Genomic DNA, 15,370 nt, shown 5'->3' with positions numbered 1-15,370 from the left:
GGCTACGAAAGGATATGCAACATTTGTGTAAGCAGAATATGATACTTTGGTCAGGCTGCAAGCTTTCTAGGCAATAACAATAAGTTTTGCAGGAGAGATAATGCAGTAACCTTTGCTAAAGTTCCATAAGGACTATTTTAGCATTAGGAAATCCTTTGATAAATAGTAAGTTAAAATGTATAGATTTGAAAGTTAAAGAATCAGCAATATTGAATTGGGAGAATCCCCATTAGAAAAATAGAGATGCTTTCTTAATCTATACAAAATATAAAAAATAAATAAGTCTATAACAGTTATTTAACTGACTATAAACTTATTATACGAGGAGTGATTTATATGAAATATAAAAAAACTGCAGTGATTACAGGTGCTTCTAGCGGTATTGGACGTGCCATTGCAAAAAGTCTAGCTAAAGAGGGAACACATGTCTATATAACTGGACAGAGCCAGGAAAAGCTTGACCTTGTTCGTAGTGAAATTCAAAGCCTTGGTGGAACTGTAGATGCCAGTGCTTTTGACATCAGGGATATAGCTAAACTTCAAAACTTTATTCAACAAGCTAAAGAACAAACGGGGCATTTAGACATAATGGTTAATAACGCTGGTATACACATTCACGGAAAGATAGTTGAAACTGATCCAGAAAGCTGGCGTCAGATGATTGATGTGAACATTTTAGCACTATTAGTTGGTTCACAAGCAGCAATTCGTGTTATGCGTGAGAATCCTGACAATGAAGGGGGGCATATCATTAACATTTCTTCGGGCAACGCTAAAGAACCTGGTAAAGATTTTTACGGTTCGACAAAACATATGGTAAATGCTCTTTGTGAAACATTGACACAAGAACTTGCTGATGAGCCAATAAGACTAACTAACATCATGCCTGGTGCAGTGGCTACTAATTTCGGTAGGAGCGCTGACCCCGCTATAATACAAGGGCTAGCTACAAAGCTTGGTATGAATGTGGAAATCAAGAAGGGCGAGCACCTTTCAGATGAACTACTTAAGCGTATCCATGCAGCTATGGGACAGATTTTTTTAAGTCCAGAGGATATCGCAAATGCCGTAATGTATGCATTAGCACAGCCTAAAAATGTTGTTATGCGTGAAATGTACCTATGTGCGCCAAAAGTGTATTTAGGGAAAGATTTTTCTTTCTAAGAAGTAACTATTAATTATAGATATAGGATGGTGTTATTAAAATGGAGAACGAAAGAATAACTAAAAAAACAAATGAAGATGTTGCTGCAAAATCTTTAGCAGGTCCACTGCTAGCTATTATTTTAGGCATGTTTATGGTTAGTCTTGATGGTTCAGTTTTGAATGTGGCTATGCCGGGAATGGTTAAATATTTTGGGAGTAATTTATCAACTATGCAATGGACTATAACCGGTTATGCACTCGCCCTTGCTGCTATTATCCCTTTAGTAGGTTGGGTCACCGATCGCTTTGGTGCAAAGTCAATTTTCATTCTCGTTATTGGGCTATTTACTATAGGTTCATTTCTATGCTCTTTAGCTACTTCTCCAGAGCAGTTAATTATATTTAGAATTATTCAAGGTATTGGAGGCGGTATGGTCATACCCATAGGTTTGGCAACTATTTATCGTATAGCGCCAAAAGAAAAATTAGGTTCTTTAATGGGGTTGCTAGGGATGCCTTTATTACTTGCACCTGCTATTGGTCCTGTTGTTTCTGGTTATATTTTGCAGTATGCTTCTTGGCAGTGGATTTTTCGTATTAATATACCAATTGGCATTATAGCTATTTTGGTAAATATTAGATACTTGCCTGATTTTAAGAAAAAAACTGTACCTTCCTTTGATATTTGGGGAATGTTACTGGCACCTATTGCTTTTGCAATGTTAGTTTATGGCGTCAATGAGGGAGCTAAAAGTTGGACTTCTATAAATACTATTGCCGCATTGACTATAGGTAGTATTTCATTGGTTACTTTCATCTTTGTGGAGTTACGTCAAAAACAACCTTTAATTGAACTTAAGGTATTTGGTTCTTCTCAGTTTACTCGTGGAATAATTGTATTATGGACTTTTCAAATTGTGCTTTTTTCCATACTCATACTAGCCCCTTTATTTTTACAGTACGTTAAGGGCTATAGTTCGCTTCAAACAGGATTTATGCTTTTACCACAGGCTCTTGCAATGTGTATCATGATGCCTATAAGTGGAAGGTTATTTGATAAGGTAGGAGCAAAGCCCTTAGCATTTATTGGAACAACAATTGCAACTGTAGTATTGTTTATGCTTTCTAGAGTAACTAACGATACAAGTGTAACCTATATTGTATTATGCCTTGTAGTGATTGGAGTAGCTGGTGGACTTACTGTAATGTCGCTTAATACTCATGTTCTTAACGCTGCACCTGAAAATCTAATAAATAGAGTAACTCCACTTACAGGAGCTTTTCAGCAGATTATTTTATCTTTTGCTATAGTAATAATGACAGGCTTTTTAACTTCAAGAACAACCTATCGCCTGGCCAATACTGCAAATAAGCTGAATGCAGTTATATTTTCCTATGATGATACTTTTCTACTTTGTAGTTGTATAGCTGTTATTGGAATTATTATGAGTCTCACCATTAATAGCCCCAAAGTGAAAGTAGAGTGAACCAATATTTGATATATTGTAGTTGATATGGAGATGAAAAAATATTTATAGGATCTTATAGTTACGCACACTTTGGATGGTATGGAGTTTGTATTTTTGGAATAGCAACTCAAATTATAGCAGTTATTGTCCATAAAACTGCAAAATAATTTTATCAGAAGATTATGAGGAAGATTTTAGAGCTTTAACTCCATTAATATATAATCATGTGAATCCATATGGAAATTTTGATTTAGATATGGATGTAAGAATACCAATAGAATAATTTCAAGTAGAAAACCAACTCTAATAAAACATAAATTAGAGTTGATTTTCTACTTTGCCACTGGTTACACAGATGCTCCCATTACCCCAAGTTATATAAATGTGCTATCAGTAGGCCAGAAGACTTGTAAAAAAGGATTTCCGAATAAAAAAAGCAGTTGTGGAAAGAATATTTTTGCAAGTGATGTTTAATAAAAATTATTTTTGGGGTTGATTAAATAGTATATTTTGTGGTATCTTATTAATATGGAAATTATAATTATTATTATATAATAATTAATATTTATATTATTATACGAGGAGTGATTGAAATGAGTAAAATTATCTTGGTGGGTGCAAATCATGCGGGAACTGCTGCAGCTAATACTATTTTAGATAACTATCCTGGAAATGAATTGGTGATTTTTGATAGAAATAGTAATATTAGTTATTTGGGATGTGGTACTGCTTTGTATGTTGGAAAGCAGATAGATGATACTGCTGGCTTGTTTTATTGTTCCCCAGAAATATTTGCTTCTAAAAAAGCTTTGGTACATATGGAAGCAGAAGTAAAAAATGTGGATTTCCAAGAGAAAAAAGTTTATGCTGTAGATAAAAATGGTACAGAAATAGTTGAAAGCTATGATAAATTGATTTTAGCAACGGGTTCACTTCCTATCATTCCTAAAATTCCTGGGGTTGATTTAGAAAATGTAGAAAATGTAAAGTTATTTCAGGATGGTCAAAAAATTGATAAATTGCTTCAAGAGGATTCAATTCGAAATGTGGCAGTTGTAGGAGCAGGGTATATTGGTGTTGAAATTGCAGAAGCAATTAAACGTCGTAATAAAAATCCTCTATTATTTGATGTAGCAGATACTAGCCTTTCAAGTTATTATGATGAATGGTTCAGTCATGATATGGATGAAATTCTAAAAAACAATGGAGTAGAATTACATTACAATGAGATGGTTAAGGAAATCAAAGGTGATACCAAAGTAACAGGTATTGTTACTGATAAAGGTGAGTATGACGTGGATTTGGTAATTATTTGTATTGGCTTTTATCCAAATAGCTATATTGGTAAAGATAAAATTGATACTATTGCAAATGGAGCTTATAAAGTAAATCTTAAGCAAGAGACAAACATTCAGGATGTATATGCTATTGGCGATTGTGCTACTGTTTATAGTAATGTGATGAAACAAAGCAATTATATTGCCTTGGCAACTAATGCAGTACGCAGCGGTGTGGTAGCCGGACACAATGCTTGTGGTACACCTGTTGAGTCTGCAGGTGTACAGGGTTCAAATGGAATATGTATATTTGGATATAAGATGGTGTCTACAGGTCTGAATTTAAAAGCTGCTAAAAAAGCAGGATTTGATCCAGTTTATACACAATATGAGGATTTACAAAAACCAGCTTTTATTAAAGAAGAAAATGCAAAGGTAAAAATTCGCATTATCTATGATAAGGAATCTCGTAGAGTATTAGGTGCAGAGATGGCTTCATATTATGATATTTCTATGGGTATTCATATGTTTTCCTTGGCTATTGAAGAAGGAGTTACTATTGATAAGTTGAAACTTTTGGATATATTCTTCTTACCTCATTTCAACCAACCTTATAACTATATAACTATGGCGGCATTGAGTGCTGAGTAATTTTTATATAACTAGAAAACTGTCCTTTAAATAAGGGCAGTTTCTTATTATTTAACACATACTTATACCAATGAATTTATTATCACTATACATATGAACTAGATAAAATATTTATTAATGCTGGTTATATTTCTGTAATACTTTTTTAAACTCTTCTCCCTGACCTACGGACAAGTATTCTGTTTCACCATTCTTTATAACTGTCTTGTAAGCATATGCCTCATTTGAATCTTCAGGCCCAACTATCACATATTCATTTCCATCCATTTTAACAATATCAATCAATTCTAAATCTACTTTCTTGCCACTTTCATTTACTACAGTGATTAATTTATTAGTTTTCATATATATACCACCTTTCTTTTATTATATTGTGCCTAAATAAAGGTTTTATACCAAATTTATATAATAATTTAGTAAAAATCATAAAAAGCACAATTAAGCAAATGTGAAGGCTCTATACGCAAGTAGTAAACTTATTGAAGAACTTATCTATATTGAAATATGAATAACAATTTCGACCTGTGGTAATACTAATTTTTAGAAATTGGTATAAACTAAAGGAGGAATTTTTAATGGACAAAAGTATTGATATGAAAAAAGGTGAGCATAAAAGATCTATGGAAAAAGCAAAGAAAATGATTGACAGAGGCTGCGGATTAGGGGAGATAGTATCAGAAACTCATCTCAAGGAAGAGGATGTAATTAAATCAAAAAAAAAGTGGGTAGATCAATCTTAAAACCTATGTTTATATATAATTAATGAATTTAGAAAAGTGCATGATAAGTATGATTTCAAAGATTATCAAACTTTTAACATGATAGAAAGTTCGGGCAAGCCCTTACCACAGGGATAGTTCATATAGGAGATGGCTTCCAGTCATCTCCTTGCTTTGTTCGCAGAAAAAAAACCTGTAACAAAATTATATTACAGGTTTTTTCAATGACTTATATAAAAAGTTTTTTATATAAATACATTTTATAGTTCATTTAAAGATTTATAGATGTCATCAGCTAGTTTATCCAGTTTATTCTCTTGTTCTGCCTTAAGTGTAGAAGTTGTATCTATTGGCTCGCCTATAATTTCTATATTTGGCATATTACCTATTAGTGCCTTCATTTCTTTTACAGCAGCACTTGCCCAAGTATGGTTTCCTATAATTGAGACTTTACGATTTTTAAAGCCTAATGCAGTTAATTCATGCAGTAATGTATGCATTGGATAGTAAAGGTTCAGATTATATGTTGGAGCACCAATTACCATATGACTATATTTCCATAGATCAGATATTATATAGGAAGGATGAGTTTTAGATACATCATACATACGTATATCTTTAATTCCCTTTTGAGCAAGTTTATTAGCCAAAGCATTCATTACATTTTCTGTATTACCATACATAGATCCGTAGGCAAAGACAACACCTTTTTTCTCAGGTTTATAAAGACTCCAGTAATTATACTTATCTAAAATGTAGGGAATGTCCTTTTTGTGCCATATAGGACCATGTACGGAACATATCATATTAATTTCAAGCTTTGAAAGCTTTTTCAAAGCAGATTGAACCTGCCTTCCATATTTTCCTACAATATTAGTATAGTATCTTCTTGCTTCATCTAAGAAGACATTTTCAAAATCTGTTTCATCTGCAAAAATATTTCCAGCTAGTGCGCCAAAAGATCCAAATGCATCTGCAGAAAATAAGATACCTTGAGATTTTTCATAGGTTACCATAACTTCAGGCCAGTGAACCATAGGAGCAAAATAGAAGCTAAGGGTATGATTACCAAGTAATATTTCTGTTCCTTCTTTTTCTATTACTATACTATTAGATGATATATCTATATTGAAGTATTGATCAAAGAACTTAAAGGTTGTTTTACTTGCTATTATTTTTACCTCTGGATAAAGTCTTATTATTTCCTCAATATTGGCACCATGATCTGGTTCTATATGGTTAACCACTAAATAATCTAACTTTCTACCTGCAAGAACATGTTTTATATTTTCTATAAATAATTTAGTAATTGATGAATCAACTGTATCTAAAAGTACTGTCTTATCATCTGATATTAAATATGAATTGTATGATACCCCATTTGGAAGAGGAAACATATTTTCAAAAAGTTCAAGTCTTCTGTCGCTTCCTCCAACCCAAAATATTTGTGGAGAGATTTCTTGTACACTATGCAAAGCAAGTGCCCCCTTTCATTTATAGTATTTACTATATATAGTTTTTAATATATATAGTATTATTTTAACACTGTGATACTTAAAAGCAAGTCTACTTATTAAATTTGTAATTTTAAAAAGCTTTTTAATATCTGTAGAAGATCCTATACAGTTATAGATAGTCTACGTTACAGTAATAGAAAAATTATAATTGAGGGATGTACATAGTAAAAATTTCATGTAATTAATTTAAATTGATTAATTCTTAATAATATAAAAAACTATTATGTTATAATCTAGATAATAATATATACAGTGAAAAATATGTGTAATTGTTTAATTTTTTATTTGAAAGCATATAAAAAAGCAATTATTGTATAGAAAATAGTAGTAGTAATTTTGTTGGAATAGAGGTGTAATTTATGAGTAGAAAGTTCAATACTACAGGTGTTTGTATACCACACCTACATTATATGGTAGATATAAGTAATAAACTTGATAAAATTGAAGGTATGGTTCGAAGTGGTGAATACTTCGTTATAAATAGACCAAGGCAGTACGGCAAAACTACAACTATGTATATGTTAGAACAAGATTTAAAAGAGGAATATTTAATATTGAGCATTAGCTTTGAAGGCATAGGAGATAAAGTTTTTGAAAGTGAATCGGAGTTTTCAGTAAGTTTTTTAAAAATTTTAGCTAAGGCTGCCAAGTATCAAGATAAAGAAATAAGTAAGTTCATATTAGAGCTTGTAAATGGTGTAAATAATTTTGAACTTTTATCAGAAAGTATAACTGATCTGGTAGAAGAAAGTAAAAAAGAGGTAGTACTGCTAGTTGATGAAGTTGATAAAAGCTCTAATAATCAATTGTTTTTAAGTTTTTTAGGAATGCTTAGAAATAAGTTTTTATTAAGACAACAGGGTAAAGATAGAACTTTTCATTCTGTTATCCTTGCAGGAGTTTATGATATCAAAAACTTAAAGCTTAAAATTAGGGATGATTATGAAAAAAAATATAATAGCCCATGGAATATTGCAACAAATTTTAAGGTGGATATGAGTTTCAACGCTGAAGAGATAGCTACTATGCTTAAGGAGTATTCAAAAGATAAAAATATATCAATAAATGTTAAAGAAATCTCAGAAAAAATTTATTTTTATACAAGTGGATATCCTTTTTTGGTAAGCAGGCTTTGTGAGATTGTGGATGATAATTTATTACTTGATAGTAAGTCAGCTTGGGGCTCTGAAAATATAAATAAAGCTGTAAAACAATTATTGCAAGAGAGCAATACTCTTTTTGACGACTTAATAAAAAATATTGAAAATAATAATGAACTTAGAGAATATATATTTGATTTAACAATTTATGCTACTGAAAAAACTTTTAATATCCATAATCCATTAATAGATTTAGGTATTGTATTTGGATATTTTAAAAATCTAGATGGAAGAGTAAAAATATCTAATCGAATATTTGAGCAAATGCTTTACAATTATTTTTCTTCTAAGCTAGAAAATAAAACAGATATGTCAAATTATAATTTTAGAGAAAACTTTATTATTAATAATAAATTAGATTTTAAAAATATTGTTTTAAGGTTTCAACAATTTATGAAAGAACAATATAGTTCTATTGATTCTAAGTTCATAGTACGAGAGGGAAGACTCCTTTTTTTAGCTTTTATAAAACCAATTATAAACGGAGTAGGCTCTGATTTTAAAGAAGTACAGGTATCAGAAGAAAAAAGGCTGGATATAGTAATTACTTATTTACAAAATAAATATTTAGTGGAGCTTAAGATATGGCGTGGACAGGAATATCATAAAAAGGGATTAAAGCAATTATATGATTATATGGATATTCAAGAATTGAATGCTTCATATCTTGTTGTATATGATTTTAACAAGAGTAAAGAGTACAAGAATGAAAAGTTAATTTATAAAGATAAAGAAATTTTTATTGTATGGGTATAGAAAACAGAGTATAAATAGAATAACTCCTTTTAAGCTTGGGAAAAGTAAAAAAGAAAGGAGTGGATTTTATGCCTACAAAATCGGAAAAAAAGTCTAAAAATGATAATAAAACTCAAAATGGAAAGACAGCAAATCCAATAACCATGGATACGGACACAAATATGAGAAAACCTGTTAGAGGCTTGCCAAACAAGTAGCGAGTAGAAATTTCAGTACGTTTTCAATTTCTGCTATAGGGACTGTTCTTTATGTGAAAAATGGGAATAGAGTTAGTAAACAGAGCATATCAATTTGCTCTGTTTTTTAATGTACCAGTAGTATTAAATAAAATTCACAGCAAATTTTCATAATAAATATAGTCTTTTCTATAGTCACATTGAGTTAAAGTTATGCTTAATTTATAATAATCTATATAATTAATATATAGAGGTGCTACAATGAATAAGTCAATTGGAATATTAGCTCATGTGGACGCTGGTAAGACTACATCTGAGGCAAAGCCAGTTCGGAATCTTCTTATTTTACGTAACAGCAGCCACAAGACATTAAGATAGTAGATAATGTCTTGTGGCTGTTTTTTGAATTGTTGCAATACCCCTTTTTCAGCATCCATCTTATTTCATTTACTTTGCCCCTGGTAGCACGGATGCTGGTACTACCCCTAATAAGAGTGCAATTAAATCTAATAGTACTCCAAAAAACACTTGACTTGGAGTTAACTCCAAGTGCTAGACTGAATTTGAAGAAGGTAAAAACATGACGATTGCAGAAGCAAGTAAACAATTTGATATCTCTCCATATACGTTACGGTATTATGAAAGAATCGGTTTGATCATAGCGTAGAAGGATATGTTTCTAATGGTGTCAACCTTATGAGCGACATGTATGCAATTACAGCAATAGAAAATGTAGGACGAAATCTTGCAAAGGCAGTAAAGAATGGAAATGATTTAGATGCACGTGAAAAGGTGGCATTTGGAAATACACTCCTTTGCCTGCATGAAAAATCAAATGCGAAATCGAACAAGAGATTCAAGGAATATTATTTGAAACGCAGGTGGTTCCGGCCCAAAGAGAGTATGGAGTATTTACTCCTGTAAATAATTTTTTACGTTTTCAGTATTTTCATGTTTTTTATAAGTGTCGAATTATTTGTAAAGGAGTTGATAGTAAAATATGAGAAATACATGGAAAATTTACATGCTGGCCTTAATTAGCTTTGTAGTCAGTACATCGGAGTTCGTCATTGCAGGTATTCTGGACAGAGTCGCTGCCTCTGCTAATATATCGGTATCGGTGGCAGGACAATTGATCACCGCATTCTCTATTGCTAACGCCATCGGTTCCCCAATTGTCATCATGGGGACAGCGAAAATGGATCGGCGTAAGTTATTAATGCTTTCTCTCGCTGTAATTGTGCTGGGCAGCGTTTTAACATTCACTCTTCCTGGTTTCGGCTTTTTAATGGTCTCTCGTGTTATACTTGCTGTAGGAAGTGGAGTTTTTGTCACCAATGCTAAGACCTTCGCAGCAAAACTAGCGTCGCCTGGTCATCAGGCAGGAGCGATTGCCACCGTTATAACGGGTTTCAGTGCGGCCCTCATCATAGGTCTCCCAATTGGTCGTGTTGTGGCCGCAGCATACGATTGGAAGGTAATCTTCTTGGGTATCGGTATTCTTAGCTTGATAGCAATCTTCATTGTGGCGCGAACGATTCCGTCCACAGATGGAGAGGAGGCCGTCCCTTTGGGCAAGCAACTCGCTCTTTTGAAGAACCCGAAAATCGTAATTGCCATTTTTGTAACCTTCTTCTGGCAGGTAGGATATGCAGTGCTCTATTCATATATTGCCCCTTTCTTGATAGGCGTTACACAAATGAGCGAACGGGAAGTGAGCATTGCCTTGTTTTCTTTCGGTATCGCTGCCTTAATAGGTTTCAAGTTCGGAGGCTTGATGACTGAGCGGATCGGTGTTCACCGATCACTTTTGAGCAGCATGTCTGTTAATATGATAGCTCTGGTGTTACTGTCCACTATCGCCAGATCAACCTTTGTCACCATTCCATTGCTTATGCTATGGGCCTTTTCAACCTGGTCGGCTGGTCCGGCTGTGCAGTATAATATGGTCTTGCTCGCTCCAGAAGCCTCAGGAATCATGCTTGGCCTGTACGGTTCCATCATACAGTTCAGCGTAGCCGCTGGCGCCGGAATTGGGGGTATTGTCGCGGGTAGCTCATCGATGCTAGCAATTAGTTGGATCGGGGCTGCATCAGTTGCGATTGCTGTATTTATTCAGTGGGGACCATTTAGCTTGATTAGGCATAATAAGTTTCGCAAAAATGATGAACTCAAATATTATTCCGCTTCCGGAGAGGAACGGCACTAGTTGTACTGCTATATACACGTACCTACATTTATTACAATAACTGTCAGCCATGCCCCTTCGGAATCAATGTCGGTTCCGTAAACAATACCTGTGGTTAGTAATTATATGGAACAAGAAAATTCAGAAAAAGGCTCCGTTTCTTATAAAGTACTAAGAAATACAGAAGAAAATAGAAATTTTAAAATAGAAGGGTAAGGGTAAGACCTATGTGTGCAGGAAAAGCTGCGTTATTTGAGTCCTGCACCACCGAGAATACATCAGGAAATTATAGGAGAACTTTTTCTACAGATTGGGAATTATCTTAGAGGGAAAAGTAGTAAGGTGTACGTTGCACCTTTTGATAAAGAAATGTACTAAAACTGGCAATTAGAAAAAACGTGAATGAAACAGAAGTATGAATTGCTTCTGTTTTTTTAGGTATTGATTTCCATCACAATCACATGTTACAATAAAGATATAAAGTACAAATCTATTTAATAAATATATGAAAGGGTAAGGGTATTTGCAGCCATGAGAATGTAATTCACTTAAAGGACTATTTAATAAAATAATTTAAAAAACTTAAAATTAGAGTTTTTGCGCTTAATTTTATTAAAAACCTATGAGTGGATAGTATATCATTGCTTTTATAATATCTTTATTACCATTAAGAGTATATTTTATCTATGATTTTGTCCGATGACTAACCTCTCTAATACTCCCATCGCACTCTGTGAAAGCGATTTACACAGAATCTAAGATTTTGGTTCTCTGCTTTTTTCAAAGTGATAGTAAAGAGTGGCTACGTCCCTGGATAACGATTTCTAAGTATCAAAAATACTGATACTAAGAACTCTGTTTATCATGGGTTTATTTGTGCATTATATTATATAACTGCACTCTGTATTGTACTTTTATGTAATTTTTATATTGGCAAAGTTATATCCTCTCTGGGTTTAAGGAGGGGTTTTTTTGTTGTTAATAGAATGTGAAAATATTAAAAAATATTATGGAGAGAGACTTGTACTGGATATAAAGAATTTAAAAATTTATTCAGAGAACCGGGTTGGTTTAGTAGGTATCAATGGTGAGGGTAAAACTACTCTGATAAATATACTTTTGGGTAAAGACAATCAATATGAGGGCAGGGTTAAAAGATACGGTAATTTTAGTATAATAGATCAGCTAGATAAAGAAGATTACGGCTCTATAAATAGTGAGACAGCTAAAGTTTTTGGAGCTAATACAACATGGAATAATTATTTAAGTGGTGGAGAAAAGACAAGGTTTAAGCTTGCTAAGTGTTTTTGTGAGAATAGTGATATGATAATTGCAGATGAGCCCACCAGCAATTTAGACATTGCGGGAATAGAGTTCCTTGAAAAAAAGTTTAAAGAATATCAGGGTGCCTTTATAATTGTATCCCATGATAGAGAATTCCTAGATAAATTATGCAATAAGATATTTGACTTAGACAAGGGTAAAATCAAAGAATATAAAGGTAACTACAGTGAATATAAATTTGAAAAAAATCAGGAGCTTAAAAGGGCAGCTTTTGAATATGAGAAATATGACAAGGAGAAGAAAAGAATTAAAGAATCTATTGAAAGTATAAAAAAGAGTGAAGTTTCTATAAAAAAAACACCTTCAAGAATGGGTAATTCTGAGGGAAGGCTTCATCGTAAAATGGGTGGACAAAAGGCAAAAGCTAATCTTAATAGATCTATAAAAAATATGGAAGTAAGATTAGCCCATATGGAGATAAAAGAAAAGCCCAGTGATATAAAAAAGATAAAATTAGATATACCTGATAAAAATAAGCTTTATAGCAATGTAGTTATCTTTGGGCATAATATTAATAAATCCTTTAGAAATAAAATTATATTTAAAAATGCGGAGTTTACCATATACAATAATTCAAAAAATGCTCTTATAGGCCCTAATGGCTGTGGTAAGAGTACTCTTATAAAGATGATTATACAGGGTGATACTTCAATTAAAAAAGTTCATGGATTGAAAATAGGATACTATAGTCAGCAATTAGACATAGTAAAGGGTAATCTCAGCATATTGGAAAATGTTATGATGGACAGTGTATATGATGAAACTTATATTCGTATTGTATTAGGCAGGCTTTTATTTAAAGATAGAGATGTTCATAAGAAAGTTGAACTTTTAAGCGGAGGAGAACGAGTTAAAGTTTGTTTTGCAAAGCTTATATTAAGTGACATAAATCTACTTATACTAGATGAACCTACTAATTATCTGGATGTAGATTCCCTTGAGGTAGTAGAAGAGGTATTAAAGGATTACTGTGGAACTATTTTATTTGTTTCTCATGACAGAAGATTTATAAGTTCCCTAGGAAATAATATTATATATATTGAGGATAATAAGATTTTAACCTCAAAAGGAACTTATGAAGAATATCTTCAGAAAAAGAGTAATTGTTTAACTGATAGAGAAGAAGAGATTAAGGAACAACTATTTGTTCTTGAAAATCGTCTTTCAGAGATTATAGGTAAACTGTCTGCTCCTTCTAAAAGGGATGATGTTAAGAATCTAGATATAGAATACTATAAAATAATAAAGCAGATAAAGGATTTAAAGATGAAGTTAAAGGAAAACTTGAATTCAAGATAGAATCTAAAATAATGGAAGAACTTCAAGAGTAATTCAAAATGTATTGTTAAGTAATAAAGATATGCCAAGAGTTATTATAGACCCCGGGATAAACAGCATTATTATAAAGCTTTAAAAGATGCTACAGTATATGGTGATAGAGCGGGATTTATAAGATTTTCCTTAGAATATACTTCGTTTATGTGAATAAATGGTATGGAGTTTGTTAAAGAGATTAAATAAATTAAAAATAAAGTGCATCAAATTACAGATGCACTTTATTCTTCTATCCAAAGAAGAAATTGAGAATTAACAAGGCAATAAGTCCCGTAAAGCAGGCAAGCGTTGAAGTAACAGACCATACTTTCATTTGCTCTTTAACATCTTTTATACCTATAGATTCATTGATAACCCAAAAATAGGAATCATTAAAATATGAGAATAGCATTGAACCGATACAAGCAGCTAATGCTGCAAAGGTAGGGTCAATATGAAGTCCTGAAACCATTGGAGCTGTTACAGAAGCAGCAGTCATTATGGAAACAGTTCCTGAACCCTGTACTAGTCTTATCAAACAGGAAATAATAAAAGGCAGAAGAATTGGAGGAATACTGGTTCTGGAAATGCCTAATGCAATATAGTTTCCAAGTCCGCTGTTTTGTATAATCATTCCAAGAGCTCCGCCACCTCCAACTAATAGAATCAATTTTCCGCTGGCTTTTAGACCTTCTTCCATGGCATCTAATGTTTCACCCTTTGAAAAAGCTTTAGTTAGGCCCAAAATGGCAATTAGTAATCCTAGTGCCAGTGCAATTATTGGAGTACCTATAAAGGAGAAAAAGGAAGCTATAACATTACCTTTAAAATTCAAAGATTTGAAAATAGTGCTTAATAGTATTAATAATATGGGAATTAAAACTGGAGCAAAGGATAAAAAAGGTGAAGGCAATTCTTTATCATTTTCTTTTAGAGTAGCATTTTCTTCAAAGACATTATCTTCACTTAGATTATCTTTTACTTCAGGCCTAATCCAGCCGTCTTCAGTTTCATTAGGTAATTGATATATTTTATTTCCCAAATATTTTGCATAGGGAATTATAACGCACATAATTGGAATGGCAATAATAGTTCCAAAGAGCATGAATCTACCTATATTTGCATTGAGAATTCCAGCTGCCCCTATAGGACCAGAAGCAGGGGGAACCAAAGCATGGCTCATTAAAAGTCCTCCCGCCAAAGCTATTCCAAGGGAGACTACAGATTTTCCTGTCTTTTTAGATAGACCTTTAACTAGGGGTGATAAAATAATGAAGCCAGAGGTGCAGAATATTGACAGGGAGGTAACGAAGCCGGAAGCTGCCAGAGCTTCCTCTTCTTTTTTATTGCCGAAGAGCTTGATAAAGCTGTTTGCCATTACTTTTGTAGCACCAGATACTTCTAAAAGTTTTCCAAGCATAACTCCAAATCCGATAATAATACCTATACTGCTTAAAGCATTTCCGAAACCCTTTGAAATTGATTCAATAAGCTTTTGATGATCCATTCCTCCTATGAGCCCCATTGCAGTGGCAGAAATAATTACTCCTAAAAATACATGTACTTTGGTTTTTGTAATTAGAAATATAAGTAGAGACATACCAATAATTAATCCCAGTATCATTTGGATTCCTGAACTCATTTTAATTACCC

At 32.8% G+C, this 15,370-nt stretch carries 12 protein-coding genes and 1 pseudogene; 10 read left to right on the top strand and 3 right to left on the bottom strand.

Features of this window, described 5'->3' with window-relative positions:
• The first annotated feature begins 336 nt into the window (after positions 1-336).
• The 3 genes from CLOPA_RS17720 (at position 337) to nox (ending at position 4,543) form a co-directional block, all read left to right on the top strand.
• Positions 337-1,164: an SDR family oxidoreductase gene (locus CLOPA_RS17720; RefSeq protein ID WP_015616811.1), complete on the top strand. Its 828-nt coding sequence runs from the start codon at positions 337-339 to the stop codon at positions 1,162-1,164.
• Positions 1,165-1,205: 41 nt separating this feature from the next.
• The gene (locus CLOPA_RS17715) at positions 1,206-2,633 is read left to right on the top strand and encodes an MDR family MFS transporter (RefSeq protein WP_015616810.1); all 1,428 of its coding nucleotides are present in this window, start codon (positions 1,206-1,208) and stop codon (positions 2,631-2,633) included.
• 575 nt (positions 2,634-3,208) lie between these two features.
• Positions 3,209-4,543 (top strand): H2O-forming NADH oxidase, encoded by a 1,335-nt coding sequence (nox, locus tag CLOPA_RS17710; RefSeq protein WP_015616809.1) that lies wholly within the window; start codon positions 3,209-3,211, stop codon positions 4,541-4,543.
• Positions 4,544-4,657: 114 nt separating this feature from the next.
• On the opposite strand, the gene CLOPA_RS17705 is transcribed toward nox, so the two are convergent.
• On the bottom strand, positions 4,658-4,888 hold the full coding sequence (locus CLOPA_RS17705; RefSeq protein ID WP_015616808.1) for a DUF1292 domain-containing protein: 231 nt from the start codon (positions 4,886-4,888) through the stop codon (positions 4,658-4,660).
• A gap of 230 nt (positions 4,889-5,118) precedes the next feature.
• On the opposite strand from CLOPA_RS17705, the gene CLOPA_RS25680 reads away from it, so the two are divergent.
• On the top strand, positions 5,119-5,283 hold the full coding sequence (locus tag CLOPA_RS25680) for a hypothetical protein (protein WP_015616807.1): 165 nt from the start codon (positions 5,119-5,121) through the stop codon (positions 5,281-5,283).
• Positions 5,284-5,522: 239 nt separating this feature from the next.
• Here CLOPA_RS25680 and CLOPA_RS17700 read toward each other — a convergent pair whose 3' ends face one another.
• Positions 5,523-6,737 (bottom strand): FprA family A-type flavoprotein, encoded by a 1,215-nt coding sequence (locus CLOPA_RS17700; RefSeq protein WP_015616806.1) that lies wholly within the window; start codon positions 6,735-6,737, stop codon positions 5,523-5,525.
• A 401-nt stretch (positions 6,738-7,138) separates the two neighbouring features.
• Between CLOPA_RS17700 and CLOPA_RS17695 the strand changes: the two genes are divergently transcribed.
• From CLOPA_RS17695 to abc-f, 6 genes and pseudogenes are all read left to right on the top strand, one after another.
• Positions 7,139-8,695, top strand: coding sequence for an AAA family ATPase (locus CLOPA_RS17695; RefSeq protein WP_015616805.1), 1,557 nt, complete (start codon positions 7,139-7,141; stop codon positions 8,693-8,695).
• 68 nt (positions 8,696-8,763) lie between these two features.
• Positions 8,764-8,892, top strand: coding sequence for a hypothetical protein (locus CLOPA_RS26535; protein WP_015616804.1), 129 nt, complete (start codon positions 8,764-8,766; stop codon positions 8,890-8,892).
• Positions 8,893-9,451: 559 nt separating this feature from the next.
• A pseudogene (locus CLOPA_RS24525) lies at positions 9,452-9,529 on the top strand (MerR family DNA-binding transcriptional regulator); the annotation flags it as partial.
• A gap of 38 nt (positions 9,530-9,567) precedes the next feature.
• Entirely contained in the window at positions 9,568-9,795 is a 228-nt protein-coding gene (locus CLOPA_RS26845) for a hypothetical protein (RefSeq protein WP_041710960.1), read from the top strand.
• A gap of 76 nt (positions 9,796-9,871) precedes the next feature.
• Entirely contained in the window at positions 9,872-11,080 is a 1,209-nt protein-coding gene (locus CLOPA_RS17685) for an MFS transporter (protein ID WP_015616802.1), read from the top strand.
• A gap of 951 nt (positions 11,081-12,031) precedes the next feature.
• Entirely contained in the window at positions 12,032-13,702 is a 1,671-nt protein-coding gene (abc-f, locus tag CLOPA_RS17680) for a ribosomal protection-like ABC-F family protein (RefSeq protein ID WP_041710957.1), read from the top strand.
• A 265-nt stretch (positions 13,703-13,967) separates the two neighbouring features.
• On the opposite strand, the gene CLOPA_RS17675 is transcribed toward abc-f, so the two are convergent.
• Positions 13,968-15,359 carry a GntP family permease gene (locus tag CLOPA_RS17675; RefSeq protein ID WP_041710956.1) on the bottom strand — a complete coding sequence of 464 codons (1,392 nt, stop codon included), beginning with the start codon at positions 15,357-15,359 and terminating at the stop codon, positions 13,968-13,970.
• Positions 15,360-15,370: the final 11 nt, after the last annotated feature.

Origin of the sequence: Clostridium pasteurianum BC1, assembly GCF_000389635.1 — a bacterium.
GTDB lineage: Bacteria > Bacillota > Clostridia > Clostridiales > Clostridiaceae > Clostridium_I > Clostridium_I pasteurianum_A.
This window is presented reverse-complemented; position numbering and strand designations above follow the sequence as displayed.